The organism is Actinophytocola sediminis (assembly GCF_054779715.1).
On the sequence record NZ_BAAGXS010000025.1, the window covers coordinates 104,223 to 118,536 of the forward strand.

At 71.2% G+C, this 14,314-nt stretch carries 12 protein-coding genes; 7 read left to right on the forward strand and 5 right to left on the reverse strand.

Annotation, left to right across the window (positions count from 1 at the left end):
• Positions 1-2 precede the first annotated feature (2 nt).
• From ACYVIP_RS17430 to ACYVIP_RS17460, 7 genes are all read left to right on the forward strand, one after another.
• Positions 3-860 carry an FAD binding domain-containing protein gene (locus ACYVIP_RS17430; RefSeq protein ID WP_460397428.1) on the forward strand — a complete coding sequence of 286 codons (858 nt, stop codon included), beginning with the start codon at positions 3-5 and terminating at the stop codon, positions 858-860.
• Positions 861-1,346, forward strand: coding sequence for a (2Fe-2S)-binding protein (locus tag ACYVIP_RS17435; protein ID WP_460397430.1), 486 nt, complete (start codon positions 861-863; stop codon positions 1,344-1,346).
• The gene (locus ACYVIP_RS17440) at positions 1,343-2,692 is read left to right on the forward strand and encodes an 8-oxoguanine deaminase (protein WP_460397432.1); all 1,350 of its coding nucleotides are present in this window, start codon (positions 1,343-1,345) and stop codon (positions 2,690-2,692) included. The genes ACYVIP_RS17435 and ACYVIP_RS17440 overlap by 4 nt, the downstream gene beginning before the upstream one ends.
• Complete coding sequence (pucD, locus tag ACYVIP_RS17445) at positions 2,689-4,980, forward strand: xanthine dehydrogenase subunit D (protein ID WP_460397434.1); 2,292 nt, start codon at positions 2,689-2,691, stop codon at positions 4,978-4,980. The genes ACYVIP_RS17440 and pucD overlap by 4 nt, the downstream gene beginning before the upstream one ends.
• 267 nt (positions 4,981-5,247) lie before the next feature.
• The gene (locus ACYVIP_RS17450) at positions 5,248-7,341 is read left to right on the forward strand and encodes a putative bifunctional diguanylate cyclase/phosphodiesterase (RefSeq protein ID WP_460397436.1); all 2,094 of its coding nucleotides are present in this window, start codon (positions 5,248-5,250) and stop codon (positions 7,339-7,341) included.
• 239 nt (positions 7,342-7,580) lie between these two features.
• Positions 7,581-8,768, forward strand: a complete 1,188-nt coding sequence (gene tuf / locus ACYVIP_RS17455) for an elongation factor Tu (protein WP_460397438.1) — start codon at positions 7,581-7,583, stop codon at positions 8,766-8,768.
• Between the two features lie 53 nt (positions 8,769-8,821).
• Positions 8,822-9,199: a VOC family protein gene (locus tag ACYVIP_RS17460; protein ID WP_460397440.1), complete on the forward strand. Its 378-nt coding sequence runs from the start codon at positions 8,822-8,824 to the stop codon at positions 9,197-9,199.
• A gap of 59 nt (positions 9,200-9,258) precedes the next feature.
• Here ACYVIP_RS17460 and ACYVIP_RS17465 read toward each other — a convergent pair whose 3' ends face one another.
• The 5 genes from ACYVIP_RS17465 to ACYVIP_RS17485 form a co-directional block, all read right to left on the reverse strand.
• Positions 9,259-9,486, reverse strand: coding sequence for a hypothetical protein (locus ACYVIP_RS17465; protein WP_460397442.1), 228 nt, complete (start codon positions 9,484-9,486; stop codon positions 9,259-9,261).
• Between the two features lie 226 nt (positions 9,487-9,712).
• Positions 9,713-10,138: a nuclear transport factor 2 family protein gene (locus ACYVIP_RS17470; protein WP_460397444.1), complete on the reverse strand. Its 426-nt coding sequence runs from the start codon at positions 10,136-10,138 to the stop codon at positions 9,713-9,715.
• A gap of 20 nt (positions 10,139-10,158) precedes the next feature.
• The gene (locus ACYVIP_RS17475) at positions 10,159-10,800 is read right to left on the reverse strand and encodes a LysE family translocator (RefSeq protein ID WP_460397446.1); all 642 of its coding nucleotides are present in this window, start codon (positions 10,798-10,800) and stop codon (positions 10,159-10,161) included.
• A 30-nt stretch (positions 10,801-10,830) separates the two neighbouring features.
• The gene (locus tag ACYVIP_RS17480; RefSeq protein ID WP_460397448.1) at positions 10,831-12,360 is read right to left on the reverse strand and encodes an alpha-amylase family glycosyl hydrolase; all 1,530 of its coding nucleotides are present in this window, start codon (positions 12,358-12,360) and stop codon (positions 10,831-10,833) included.
• Positions 12,361-12,374: 14 nt separating this feature from the next.
• Complete coding sequence (locus ACYVIP_RS17485; RefSeq protein ID WP_460397450.1) at positions 12,375-14,201, reverse strand: GH39 family glycosyl hydrolase; 1,827 nt, start codon at positions 14,199-14,201, stop codon at positions 12,375-12,377.
• Positions 14,202-14,314 lie beyond the last annotated feature (113 nt).

Here is a 14,314-nt window from a genome sequence, read left to right on the forward strand (position 1 = left end):
GCGTGGACTTCCTGAGACCGGACTCGCTCGACGAGGCGCTCGCGCTGAAGGCGGCGACGCCGGCCGCGGTGCCGATCGCGGGCGGTACGGATGTGATGGTGGAGCTCAACTTCGACCAGCGCCGCCCGCCCGCGCTGCTCGATCTCGGCCGGGTGCGGGAACTGGCGGACTGGCGGGCCGAGAACGGCCACGTCCGGGTCGGCGCGACCGTGCCCTACGCGCGGATCGTCGCCGAGCTCGGCGAGCTGGCGCCCGGGCTCGCGATGGCCGCGCGCACCGTCGGCTCGCCGCAGATCCGCAACCGGGGCGGCGTCGGCGGCAACCTCGGCTCCGCGTCCCCCGCCGGCGACGCGCACCCGCCGCTGCTGGCCACCGGCGCCACCGTCGAGCTGGCCTCCAGCCGCGGCGTGCGTACCGTGCCGATCGCCGAGTTCTTCCTCGGCCCCAAGCGATCCGTGCTCGCCGAGGACGAGTTGGTCACCGCGGTCACGGTGCCGGCGGCGGCCGGGCCGCAGCAGTTCGCGAAGGTCGGTACGCGCAACGCCATGGTGATCGCGGTCTGCTCGTTCGGCATCGCGCTGGACACCGGCAGGCGGCGCGTGGGCACCGGCATCGGCTCGGCCGGGCCGACCCCGCTGAGCGCGGCGGCGGCCGAGGACTTCGCCGCCGAGGTGCTGCCGTGGGACGAGCCGGCGACCCTGACCGACGAGGTGAGCCGGGAGTTCGGCGAGCTGGTCTCGGCCGCCGCCACCCCCATCGACGACGTGCGCGGCAGCGCGGCCTACCGCAGGCGCGCGCTGGCGGTGCTCGCCCGGCGCACGCTGCGCTGGGCCTGGCAGGACGTGGAAGGACGGCAGTAGGTGCGGGTCAACATCGAGATCAACGGCGAGCCCCACACCGCCGACGACGTGTGGCCAGGGGAGAGCCTGCTCTACGTGCTGCGCGAACGCCTTGGGCTGCCCGGGTCGAAGAACGCCTGCGAACAGGGCGAGTGCGGCTCGTGCACGGTGTACCTGGACGACACCCCGGTGTGCGCGTGCCTGGTGGCCGCCGGCCAGGCGGAGGGCCGGTCGGTGCGCACGGTGGAAGGCCTTGGCACCGAGGACGAGCTGGACCCGGTGCAGGAGGCGTTCGTGCGCACCGGCGCGGTGCAGTGCGGGTTCTGCACCCCCGGGCTGATCGTGGCCGCGCACGAGCTGGTGCACCGCGATCCGCACGCGAGCGACGCGGAGATCCGCGAGGCGCTCGCCGGGAACCTGTGTCGCTGCACCGGTTACGAGAAGATCATGGACGCCGTCCGGCTCGCGGCGAGCATGGTCGGCGGCCTGGGGACAGGGCCGGCATGAGGACCGTGATCGAGAACGCCGCGGTGGTCACGGTGACCGGCGAGGAGTACGCGAACGGCCATGTGGTGGCCAACGAGGGCCTGATCGAGTCGGTCGGCGCCGGGCCGGCGCCCGCCGGGCAGGTCGACCGGCACGTCGACGGCAGCGGCTGTCTGGTCACCCCCGGGCTGGTGAACACCCACCACCATCTCTACCAGTGGGCGACCAGAGGACTGGCCCAGCAGGCGACCCTGTTCCAGTGGCTCACCGAGCTGTATCCGGTGTGGACCAACCTGGACGAGCAGATCACCCACGCGGCCGCGGTCGCCGGGGTGCTGCGGCTGGCCAGGACCGGCTGTACCACGGTGGCCGACCACCACTACGTCTATCCGCGCGACGGCGGCGACCTCGCGGCGGCGGTGGTCGACGGGTCGGCGGTCGTCGGCACCCGGATCCACCTGGTACGCGGGTCGATGGACCGCGGCGAGTCCGAGGGCGGGCTGCCGCCGGACTCGGTCGTCGAGGACATCGACACCGCGCTGGCGGGCACCGAGGAGGCCATCGACACCTACCACGATCCGGCGCGCGACGCGTTCGCCAGGGTCGCGGTCGGGCCGTGCTCGCCGTTCTCGGTGTCCACCGACCTGATGCGCGCGGCCGCGGAACTGGCGCGGGACAAGGACGTCCGGCTGCACACCCACCTCGCGGAGACCGTCGACGAGGAAGCGCAGTGCCAGGCGGAGTTCGGCTGCACGCCCGTCGAGTACGCCGAGCGCACCGGCTGGCTCGGCGAGGACGTGTGGCTCGCGCACGGCGTGCACCTGTCCGACGGCGCGGTGGCGCGGCTCGGCGCGACCGGCACCGGGGTCGCGCACTGCCCGACCTCCAACGGCCGGCTCGGCACCGGCATCGCCAGGATCGCCGACCTGCTCGCCGCCGGCGCCCCGGTCGGGCTCGGCGTCGACGGCGCGGCGTCCAATGAGGACGGTGGACTTGGCGTCGAGCTGCGCCAGGCGACCTACCTCGCCCGGCTGCGCGGCGGCCCGGCCGCCCTCTCGGCCCGCGACGCGCTGCGGCTGGCCACCATCGGCGGCGCGCGATGTCTTGGCCGGGAACAGGAACTCGGCTCGCTGGAGGTCGGCAAGCTCGCCGACATCGCGGTCTGGCGCCTGGACGGGCTGGAGCACGCGGGCATCACCGACCCGGTGGCCGCCCTGGTCTTCGCTGCACTGCCACCACTGGCACTGCTACTGGCCGGTGGCCGGGTAATCGTACAAGACGGCGTCTGCCAAACGGTGTCCGAAGTGGACGCAGCGAAAACGCTGCGCGCACAGAGCAAGCGACTGATGGCAAAGGCGGCCCAGTGAGCGCGCCCACTCGCCCTGGCTTGCCGCTGACCTCGACCGGCGGCGGCCAGATCGGTGATAGTCCGCAGCGGCCGGATGCGAATCTGAAGGTGCGTGGGGAGTTCGCCTACTCCTCGGACCTGTGGCACGAGGACATGTTGTGGGGCGCGACGTTGCGCAGCCCGCATCCGCACGCCCGGATCCGTGGTCTCGACCTGAGTGCGGCGTTGGCCCTGCCCGGCGTGTACGCGGTGCTGACCCACGAGGACGTGCCCGGCGACAACATCTACGGCCTCGAGCACGCCGATCAGCCGGTGCTCGCCGTCGATGTCGTGCGCTACCAGGGTGAGCCGGTCGCGATCGTGGCCGCCGACCACCCGGAGACCGCGCGCCGGGCGGCCGCGCGGGTGCGGGTCGACTACGAGGTGCTCGAGCCGGTGACCGACGCGCGGGCCGCGCTCGGCGCGGACGCGCCGGTGCTGCACCCGCAGAACCCGGGCGGGAACCTGGTGCGCCACGCCAGGATCCGCTTCGGCGACGAGGCGCCGGCCGCCGAGGTGGTGGTGTCCGGCGAGTACACCGTCGGCATGCAGGACCAGGCCTTCCTCGGCCCGGAGTCCGGCATGGCGGTGCCCGCCGAGGACGGCGGCATCGACCTCTACGTCGCGACCCAGTGGCTGCACGCCGACCGCCGGCAGGTCGCCCGCGCGCTTGGCATGGACGAGGAGCGGGTGCGCCTGCACCTGGCCGGGGTCGGCGGCGCGTTCGGCGCGCGCGAGGACCTGTCGATGCAGGTGCACGCGTGCCTGCTGGCGCTGCGCACCGGCAAGCCGGTCAAGATCGTCTACGGGCGGGAGGAGTCGTTCTTCGGCCACGTGCACCGGCATCCGGCGGTACTGCGCTACGAACACGGCGCCACCCGCGACGGCGACCTGGTCTACGTGCGGGCCGAGATGATCCTCGACGGCGGCGCGTACGCGTCGACCACCTCGGCGGTCACCGGGAACGCGGCCACCCTGGGCGCGGGGCCCTACCGGGTGCCCAACGTGCACGTCGACTGCTACGGCGTCTACACCAACAACCCGCCGTGCGGGGCGATGCGCGGGTTCGGCGCGGTGCAGGCGTGTTTCGCCTACGAGTCCCAGATGGACCGGCTGGCCGAGGCGCTTGGCATGTCGCCGGTCGACGTCCGGATCCGCAACGCGGTCGAGCAGGGCTCGGTGATGCCCACCGGTCAGGTCGTCGACTCCGCCGCGCCGGTGGCCGAACTGCTCGCCCTGGTGCGCGACCGGCCGCTGCCGCCGGTGCGCGGCGATGGCTACGACCTGCGCGAGCTGCCGGGCGGGGTGTCGAACACGACCCACGGCGAGGGCGTCGTGCGCGGGGTCGGCTACGGCGTCGGGATCAAGAACGTCGGCTTCTCCGAGGGGTTCGACGACTACTCGACCGCGCGGGTGCGGCTGGAGGTCGTCGGCGGCGAGCCGGTCGCCTCGGTGCACACCGCGGCGGTGGAGGTCGGTCAGGGCCTGGTGACGCTCAAGGCGCAGATCGCGCGTACCGAGCTCGGGGTGGCGCGGGTGGTCATCCTGCCGGCGGACACCGCGGTCGGCTCCGCCGGCTCCAGCTCCGCGTCCCGGCAGAGCTATGTCACCGGTGGCGCGGTGCGGGCGGCCTGCGAGCAGGTGCGTGCGGCGGTGCTCGCCCGCGCGGGCGCCGGCGCGACCGGGCTGGCCGGCGGCACGGTGGTCTCGGCGTCCGGTGCGGTGCTCGCCGACCTGGTCGAGGTGCTCGGCGACGCGGTGGTCGAGCGCACGGTCGAGTGGCGCCACCGGCCGACCGAGCCGTTGGATCCGGTGACCGGCAAGGGTTTCGCGCACGTGCAGTACGCGTTCGCGGCGCATCGGGCGGTGGTCGACGTGGACGTCGAGCTGGGTCTGGTGCGGGTCGTGGAGCTGGCCTGCGCGCAGGATGTCGGCCGGGCGATGAACCCGGACGCGGTGCTCGGCCAGATCCAGGGCGGGTCCGCGCAGGGGCTCGGGCTCGCGGTGATGGAGGAGATCCAGGTCGCCGACGGAATCGTGCGCAACCCCTCGTTCACCGATTACCTGATACCCACCGTGTTGGACATGCCGCCGATGCCGATCGATGTGTTGGAGCGCGCGGACCCGCACGCGCCCTATGGTCTGCGCGGTGTTGGCGAACCGCCAACACTTTCCTCGACCCCGGCGATCGTGGCCGCGATCCGTGCGGCCACCGGAAAAGCGCTGACCAGAGTCCCGGTCCGGCCGGAACACGTGGTCGACGATTGAGCCGATCGTATTATTGGCACCACGTCAATTTCGCGATTGTGTCTGACCGTAGTCGGAAATTCTGCTGATTCCGCAAATACGAGACGTGGTAACCGACGGTAGTTCACCCGTTTGGATCAGCCTCGACGACATAGGGTATGCATCTGCACGAGCATGTGGAGCCCGTTTGGGTGCAGAGGACGTGACAACCGGGCTGGTAATGTCAACCCGCGACTCACCGGACAAGGACAACGAGAAACCCGATGTTATGGCCAACGGACGGCTCCGGTGGATAGACCTGAGCTAGCCAGCGAGTGGGCGAGAGCGCTGGCTCGGGTCATCTACATCGCGAGGTCCAGGGACGAGATCGAGCGAACGCTACGGGGAGCGCTCGACGATCTCGTGCGTACGGCGTCGGCCGACCCGTTCGACGAGCAGCCGGCGATAGCGGTCGCGGAGCGACTGGTGGAACTGGGTTTGATCAGTTCCGAGTGTTTCGAGCTGTCGATCAAGATACTGGGTGCGGGCATGCCACGCTTACCGGAGTTGGATGGCAAGAGCGACACCGCGGACAAGTTCGTGCGCCTGTTCAGCGCCATGGCGCGCGGGTTCACCGAGGGCTTGCGCCGCAAGCTGTTCGACGAACAGGAGGGCATGACCCGCGCGCTGGTCCAGGCGCGGGAGAACGCCGAGCGCGCGCTGTCGGACAGCGAGGCGCGGTTCGAGGAGATCTTCACCAAGTCGTCGGTCGGCATGGCGATCAGCGAGCTGGACGGCACGCTGATCAGGTCGAACCGGGCGCTGACCAAGATTCTCGGCCACGGCCGGGGCAAGCTGCCGGCGAGCAGGCTGGAGGAGCTGTTCCACCCGGACGACGGCGACTACCTCCGGCTGCGCTACGAGGTGCTGCTCGAGGACGACACGCTGCCCTTCCGCGAACGGCGAAGACTGCTGCGCGAGGACGGCGACGAGGCGCTGGTGTTCCTGTCCGCGTCGGTGCTGCGCGACCCGGACGGCACCCCGCGCTACTTCGTGACCTCGGCCGAGGACGTGTCGGACAAGCACCTGCTCGAGGACCAGCTGCGGTTCCAGGCCACCCACGACGCGTTGACCGGCCTGGCGAACAGACCGAGGTTCATCGGCAGACTGGAGGAGGCGTTACGCGGCCGACAGTCCCATGACAACGTGACCGTGTTCCACCTCGACCTCGACGGCTTCCGGGCGATCAACAACGGCCTCGGGCGCGAGGTCGGCGACCGCCTCCTGCAGACCGTCGCCGGGCGGCTGCGCGACGTGTTCCAGTCGGAGACCACGACGATCGCCCGCTTCGACGGCGACGAGTTCGGCATCCTGGTGGAGAACACGCCGGACACCCCGAGTGTGGCCGATCTGGCCGTACGGATCAACGAGGACCTGGCCGAGCCGGTGTACGTCGGCGACCAGGGCGTGGCCGCGACCGCGAGCATCGCCGTGATGCACCGGCTGCCCGGTGGGGCGTCGCCGGCGGAGGTGCTGAGCGCCACCGACATCACCCTCCAGCGGCTCAAGGCCACCGGCAGACGCCAGTGGGGCATGGTCGACCAGGCCGCCAACGACCGCGACCGGGAGCGGTTCTCGCTGGCCAGCGCGTTGCCAGGGGCCTGGGAGAGCGGTGATCTGGACCTGGACTACCAGCCGCTGGTCTCGGTCGCCGACCGGAGCGTCGTGGCCGTCCAGGCGATGCTGCGCTGGGACCACGCCGAGTACGGCGCCCTGGGGCACGCGCAGTGCCAGCAGGTGCTCTCCGAGACCGGGCTGGCACTGCCGATCGGGCGGTGGATGCTGACCAGGGCGTGTGAGCAGCTGCGGGCCTGGACCGACCAGTGCACCGACGTGTTGCCGAGGCTCTACGTCGAGCTGACCCGCGAGGTGGCCGCCGACCCGGACCTGATCGCGACCGTGAAGTCGGTGCTGGCCGACGTCGCCATCGAACCCGAACAGCTGCGCCTCGGCATGCCGGTACAGGCGCTGTGCATGTCCGACGGCCTGGCCGAGGACAACCTGGAGGTGCTTGGCGACCTCGGCATCCGCACGGTCCTCTACAACTTCGGCACCACCAGGGGCGACCTGGCCTGCCTCGAGGACCTTTCCGTGGTCGCGGTGAAGATGTCGGCCAGGGTCGTCTCCCGCGTCACCCGCCAGGGCGAGGAGTCCCTGTTCACCCGCGCCATCCGCCAACTCGTCCCGTTGGTCCGCGAGTCCGGCACCCCGATCATCGTCGGCAACGTCGACACCCAGGCCCAGTTCGACTGGTGGTCGGCGGTAGGCGCCGAGACCGCCCAGGGCGACTTCACCGGCACCACCGCCTCCCCCCAGGACACCGAACACCTCTTCGTGGCCTGACCCCCCTGCGGATATTCGGGTGACGGGGGGCGGGGCGGGTGGCATCGTGTGTCGCATGTTCCTGCTGGGCACGACCGACACATCCGCGGGCTTCTGCCCGCTGGATGCGGTCGTGGCCGCATCGGCATGGTCGGCCGGCGCTCGAAGCTGACCCTTCCCGCCACCGCGTCCCGGGGAACCTCCGGGGAGGGTCGGTTCCGCGCGGTTCCCCGTATCGCTCTCATGCCAAGGATTTCGCGATGCGTAAGCAGGAGTACCAGCGGCACAAGCCGCACCTGAACATCGGCACCATGGGTCATGTCGACCACGGCAAGACCACGCTCACCGCGGCGATCACCAAGGTGCTCGCCGAACTCGACCCGGCCGCCACGGAGTTCGTGGCCTTCGATGGCATCGACCGTGCCCCGGAGGAGCAGTCCCGGGGCATCACGATCAACATCGCCCACGTCGAGTACGAGACCGCCACCCGGCACTACGCGCACGTGGACATGCCGGGCCACGCCGACTACGTGAAGAACATGATCACCGGCGCGGCGCAGCTGGACGCGGCCATCCTGGTGGTCTCCGCCGAGGACGGCGCCATGCCCCAGACCAGGGAGCACGTGGTGCTCGCCCGCCGGATCGGCGTGCCGCACGTGATCGTGGCGCTGAACAAGGCCGACCTGGTGGCCGACGAGGACCTGCTCGACCTGGTCGAGCTCGAGCTGCGCGACCTGCTGTCCACGCACGGCTTCGACGGCGAGGCCGTGCCGATCGTGCGCGTGTCCGGACTCGGCGCGCTGCGCGGCGACCCCCGCTGGACCCGCGGCGTGCTGGAGTTGCTGGCGGTGGTCGACGAGTACGTGCCGTTGCCGGTACGGGCGCTGGACCGGCCGTTCCTGATGCCGGTCGAGAACGTCCTGACGATCACCGGCCGGGGCACCGTGGTCACCGGCGCGGTCGAGCGGGGCACGATCACCGTCGGCGACACCGTGGAGGTGCTCGGGCTCGGCGAGGCCAGGACGAGCGTGGTCACCGGGCTGGAGACCTTCGGCAAGTCGCTGGCCCGCGCCGAGGCCGGGGACAACGCGGCGATGCTGCTGCGGGGCGTGCGCCGGGACGAGGTGCGCCGCGGCCAGGTGGTGTGCGCGCCGGGCAGCGTCGCCCCGCACGCGACGTTCGCCGCGCACGTGTACCTGCTGTCGGTCGCCGAGGGCGGCCGGCGCACCGGCTTCGGGTCCAGCTACCGGCCGCAGTTCCACTTCCGGACCGGGGACGTGGTCGGCGAGGTCACGCTGACCGACGCCGCGCTCGCTCTGCCGGGTGAGTCGGTGGCGATGTCGGTACGCCTCGGCAAGCCGGTGGCGATGGACGTCGGTCTCGGGTTCGCCATCCGGGAGGGCGGCCGGACGGTCGGCGCCGGCACGGTCGCCGAGCTGCTCGACTGAACCAGGGGGCGGTCTGCCAGCGCGGACCGCCCCCGTCAGGGCATGCTGGCGGCATGGAGTTCCTGCGGAGTCGGCTCATCGTGCGGCCGCGTGACCCGGAGCGGTCGCGCGTGTTCTACCGGGACACCCTCGGTCTGGCGATCTATCGGGAGTTCCCCGGCGGGATCGTGTTCTTCGCCGGCAACGGGCTGCTGGAGCTGTCCGGACAGGGCAGTGCCGGGCCGGGCGCGGACGTCGTGCTGTGGCTGCAGGTGCGTGACCTGGCCGCGACGGCCGCCGAGCTCACCGAGCGCGGGGTGCCGATCGTGCGGGAGCCGCGCGCGGAGCCGTGGGGCCTGCTGGAGATGTGGATCGCCGATCCGGACGGGTTGCGGATCGTGCTCGTGCAGATCCCGGATACCCATCCACTGCGACTCGACCAGCGCTCTTAGATCGCTCTAACGAAAAGCGCGAATGGCCGCCTGAATGGGAACGAAAAAAGTGTGAACGGTCAGGCGGCGACGTGTGCCGGGGCGAGTGCGGCCTCGCCGGCCGAGGTCAGGCGGGCCGGCATGAGGTCACCGATCGCGCCTGGCGCCACCGGCTCGATCAACCCGGCGTGTGCGAGCGTGTGCGCCATGTACTGGTCACAACAGGGAACATTGTCGATGAACAGGTCGGGCTCGCTGCTGCAGCTGATCGTCGCTCGGCCGGCGACCACCGCGCGGAGCATCGACATGGCTCGGTGGTTCAGACCTTCTGGCAGTGGTACGACGACGGCGGACATCATGGTTTCCCCGGTGCTGTTGGCTTCCCCTGCGAGTCTGTTGTAGCACTCGTCCCTGACAAATCGTTGGATGTTCGCTGACCCCGAAGGGTTTCATCGAGTTTTCCAAACCGATTGTTACTAACAGGAGCGGCCACCGTCCACCCAGATACGCCCGTCCTCGAGTCAACCGTTATGGTTACCGGTCGAGCTTCGCCCGCACCCAGGCTGGCCAGCCACGAGGGCGCCTGGCGAGCGCGCCGAGCAGGCGCAGGCCGTCGAAGTTCGCCGTGCGCGCGGCGATCAGCCCGTCCCGCAGCACGATCTTGTCGACCGTCACCCACTCGATCGGGCGACGACCGAACGTGCCGGCGAGCCGCAGTTCGACAAACACGGTGTCCTCGTCGGCCTCGGCCCAGCTCAGCACCTCGCCCCGCAGGTCGGGAATGGTCTGGAGCAGCTCGTCGAGGAAGTTCGCCAGGCCGTCGTGCCCGCGCGCGGTGGTGGACAGCGGCTGGGTGAACGTGGCGTCGGGCTGGGTGAGCGCCAGGAAGCCCTCGACGCTCGGCGCCGACCACGCGTCGGCGAACCGGCGGACGAAGGTCGCCGTGTCGGTCTGGAACATGAGCTCACGCTAACGGAACGTCAGGCCGGCGCGGGCGAACGGTCGGCGACCAGCCGGACCGCGAGCCAACCGAGCACGCCGCCCATCAGGTAGCGCTGCCAGCGCAGCCACACCGGGCGGGCGGTCAGGAAGCGGGCCAGTGAGCCCGCGGCGAGCGCGATCAGCCCGTTGACCAGCACGGCGATCACGACCTGGATTCCGCCGAGGGTCAGGCTCTGCAGGGCGACCGAGCCTCGTTCGTGGTCGATGAACTGGGGCAGCAGCGCGATGTAGAGCACCGCGATCTTCGGGTTGAGCAGGTTGGTCACCAGGCCCATCGCGAACAGCCTGCGTGGGCGCTGCACGGTCAGCTCGCGCGGTTCGAAGGCCGACCGGCCACCTGGCCGGACCAGCTGCCACGCCAGGTACAGCAGGTAGGCCGCGCCGGCGATCTTGAGCCCGGTGTAGGCCGCCGGCACGGCCAGGAAGATCGCGGTCAGCCCGGCGGTCGCGGCCGCGAGGTAGGCGAGGAAGCCGACCGCGACGCCGAGCAGCGACACGAGTCCGGCGCGCCTGCCCTGGGCGATCGACCTGGACACCAGGTAGATCATGTTCGGGCCGGGGATCAGCGCCATCCCCAGCGACATCAGCGCGATTCCCGTCGCGGCGGCCCAGGTCACCATGCGGCCAGCCTACGTCCGGTCGACGGGGGGTCAGCGGCGGTAGATCCCGTAGCCGAAGCCGTCGACGTGCAGCCGGCCGTCGGCGTGCGAGGTGCCCTGGCCGAGCACGAGGTCGCCGGGCACCGGGATGTCGGCCGTCGCCGGGGTGAAGGACGGGTTGACCGCCACGGTGAACTCGTCGCCGCGCCGGTAGACGAACGGGTAGTCCAGGTTCACGATCTCCAGGTCGCCCGACGTGCCCAGCGCCGGGTTGGCCGCGCGCAGCGCGATCAGCTCCCGGACGAGGTTGAGCAGCGAGTCGGGGTCGGCCCGCTGGTCGGCCACGTTCGGCCGCTGGGGCGACGGGTCCGGTGGCAGGTAGGTGACCTTCGGATCGCTGGCGTCCCACTGCATCGGGGTGCGGGAGCCGGCCCGGTTGTAGCCGGCGTTGACCGGGCCGAGCACGCTGCCCTCGAAGTCGGGTAGGCCCGGCTGGTACTGCATGCCGATCTCGTCGCCGTAGTAGATCGCCGGCAGGGTCTGCCAGGTCAGCAGGAACACCAGCGCCGTGCGGGCCTGGTAGGCGGTGCGGCTGCCGGCGACCAGCCGGGGGAAGTCGTGGTTGGCGCTGGGCAGGATGATGTGCCCGCTCTGGCCGATCACGGTCATCGCGGTGGCCCACTCGGCGAGGAAGTCGGTGATCGAGCCCGCGCCGGAGGCGTCGAAGAAGCACGGGCGTTGGCGCCAGGTGCTGTCGAAGACCGCGCCGTTGTGGAACAGCGAGCGGAAGGCCTGGCTGGAGCCGAAGTGCAGGAAGAAGTCGGCGTGGAAGCCAGAGGGCACCGACACCTGCGGCTGGGCCCACTCGCTGAGCAGCACCGCGTCCGGGTGGGTGGTGTCGGCCCAGGCACGCAGCTCCCGCCACAGTTTCGCGGTCTCCGCCTTGCCGGCGTCGTCCTTGACCAGCGAGGCGGCCATGTCCACGCGGAAGCCGGCGACGCCGAGGCGCAGCCAGTGGTCCATGATGTCGCGCAACGCCTGCCGGTTGGCCAGTGGGCCCTCGGCGTCGACGGGTTGGCGCCACGGTTGGGTGTCGTCCATCCGCGCGTAGCCGAAATTGAGCGCGGGCTGCATCGGGAAGAAGTTCGGCAGGTAGTAGCCGTCGCGGGAGCCGGGTGAGGGTTGGAATCCCTCGACCGGGCGATCCGACCAGATGAACCGGTGGTCGGTCGGGTCGTTGGCGGAGTGCTGGAACCACGGGTGCTGGTCGGAGGTGTGCCCGGCGACCAGGTCGAGCAGCACCCGGATACCGCGTTTGCCGGCCGCGTCGACCAGCGCGACGAGGTCGTCGTTGGTGCCGTAGCGCGGGTCGATCCGCAGGTAGTCGGCCACGTCGTAGCCCGCGTCGCGCATGGGGGAGACGAAGCACGGGTTGAGCCACACGGTGTTGATCCCGAGCCAGCTCAGGTAGTCCAATGTGGACTCGATGCCGTTCAGGTCGCCGATGCCGTCGCCGTTGCTGTCCGCGAAGCTCTGCGGGTAGATCTGATACAGGACGGAGTCGGCCAACCAGTCGGCCATGCGAATCCTCCTCGTCACTGCCGCCTGGTGAGGCGCAGGGATCGGATACCGGGCATCGGTAGTTCCACGGTCGCCGCCGCGGTGCCCGCGTCGGCGACCTCCACCTTGCCAAGGTAGTCGACCGGCAGGGTGTCGGTGCGGCGCAGTGTTCTCCACTGAGCCCCGGTCGGCCAGTCGCCGCCGTCGAGCTCGCGCCACACGCGCTGGAGGTTGCCGTGCCGCTCGTCGACCCGGCGCGCGGTCAGCTCGTAGGTGCCCGGTGTCAGGCCGGACACCTCGACGGTGACCGTCCGGTCGAGCGCCGCTGATCCGTCTATTTTGGACTGATCGAGGGTTCCGTTCCACACCAGCACATCCACTGTGGACTCGGTGCGGGTGGCGAGCGCGTCGACGATGCCGCCCGCGCCGTCGCCGGTGACCGAGACCGGCAGCCGGCCGCCGTCGAGCGCGGACAGCAGGGCCAGCGCCCAGAACCGGGGTTTGCGCAGGTTGCCGACGGTCAGCAGGCCGAACCCGCCGTGCAGCAGGCGGGGTGCCCAGCCCAGCTCCTCGAACTGGTCGGAGGCCACCCAGTAGGCGAGGCAGTCGGTGGTGTCCAGCGCGCTCTTCATGCCCCGCAGCAGGAACGGCGCGGCGAACACGGTGTCGTTGACCCGGTGGAAGTGGGTCGGGGTGACGCCCCACTCGGTCCACAGGATCCTCGGTGCCGGCCTGCCGGTGGCCTCGGCGAACGAGCGGGTCAGCGGGCGCAGGTCCAGCGGCGCGTTGCCGTAGGTGTGGGTGGAGACGAAGTCGATGGGGACGTCGTTCGCGCGGCAGTGTTCCAGCAGCGCGCCGACCCAGCCGGCGGCGGCCGAGGACGGGCCGCCGACGGCGATCCGGTGGTCGACGGCCTTGACCGCGCGGGCGGCGAGCTCGTAGAGGCGCAGGTAGTCGTCCTGGGTGCCGTTCCAGAAGACCGCCAGGTTGGCCTCGTTCCAGACCTCGAACTCCCAGGTGGCGACCTCGTCGGCGCCGTAGCGGTCGCGCAGGTGGGTCGTCAGGGCGCCGACCAGGTCGGCCCAGCGCGACCAGTCCGCGGGGACCGACACCTGCGCGTCGTAGGCGAAGACGGTGTAGTCGGGGTCGGCGCAGAGCTCGCGCGGCATGAACGACAGCTCGACGACGGGCTTGAGCCCGATGGCGAGGAACCGGTCGTAGACGGCGTCGAGTCCGGTGAAGTCGAAGGTCCCGTCCGCGCGGACGGTGACGGTCTCCGGGAGGAAGGTGCCGTGCGCCCGGACCGACCGCACGCCGAGGTCGTCGCGCATGATGCGCAGCGCGTCGGCGTACTCGGCGGCGACGTCCGAGCCGCCGGGGCCGGGTTTGTCCCAGAGCAGCAGGGAGAGGTGCTCGGCGCCGATCATGCGTCGCCACACGTCGGGCAGTGGGCGTGGGGTGGCGGCCGCGTCGACCGCCACCCGGACGCCGGCCGGTTGTGGGCCAGCCGGCTGGGGGATGGCGGTGGCGGCGGGGGAGAGCGGGCCGGGGCCGTCGTCGGACCAGGTCGCGACGCGGTAGTGGTACTGGACGCCCGGCTCGACGAGGGTGTCGGCGTAGGGCGGGTGCGGCACGGCGAGGACGTCGCCGCCGAGGTGGTCGAGCGGTTCGAACGGGCCGTCGCGGTCGGTGGCGCGGTGGACGAGGTAGCCGAGGGCGTGCTCGACGGCCGGCCAGTCGAGCAGGACGAGCCCGGTGCCTGGGTGGGCGGTGAGGGTCTGGGGCGCCGGCAGCTCCGCGGTGCCGGCGAGCCGGTCGTCGCTGGTCCGCGCCCAGTTCCGGCGCGCACTGGTCTCGGTCACGGGTGATCCCCTCAGTGCGGTCCACGCTGCCTGTAAGCGCATACACTAGGTCCGCCGATCAGCCCCCCGCAACCGCCGCCAACCGCAGCGATGGGGCCCTTAGCTGCACTGGG

Bases quoted from the DNA above. Each gene is read 5' to 3' on its own strand.
- tuf (WP_460397438.1), top strand. From the start codon at position 7,581: ATGCGTAAGCAGGAGTACCAGCGGCACAAGCCGCACCTGAACATCGGC.
- ACYVIP_RS17460 (WP_460397440.1), top strand. From the start codon at position 8,822: ATGGAGTTCCTGCGGAGTCGGCTCATCGTGCGGCCGCGTGACCCGGAG.
- ACYVIP_RS17440 (WP_460397432.1), top strand. From the start codon at position 1,343: ATGAGGACCGTGATCGAGAACGCCGCGGTGGTCACGGTGACCGGCGAG.
- ACYVIP_RS17470 (WP_460397444.1), bottom strand. From the start codon at position 10,138: ATGTTCCAGACCGACACGGCGACCTTCGTCCGCCGGTTCGCCGACGCG.
- ACYVIP_RS17475 (WP_460397446.1), bottom strand. From the start codon at position 10,800: ATGGTGACCTGGGCCGCCGCGACGGGAATCGCGCTGATGTCGCTGGGG.
- ACYVIP_RS17480 (WP_460397448.1), bottom strand. From the start codon at position 12,360: ATGGCCGACTGGTTGGCCGACTCCGTCCTGTATCAGATCTACCCGCAG.
- ACYVIP_RS17465 (WP_460397442.1), bottom strand. From the start codon at position 9,486: ATGTCGATGCTCCGCGCGGTGGTCGCCGGCCGAGCGACGATCAGCTGC.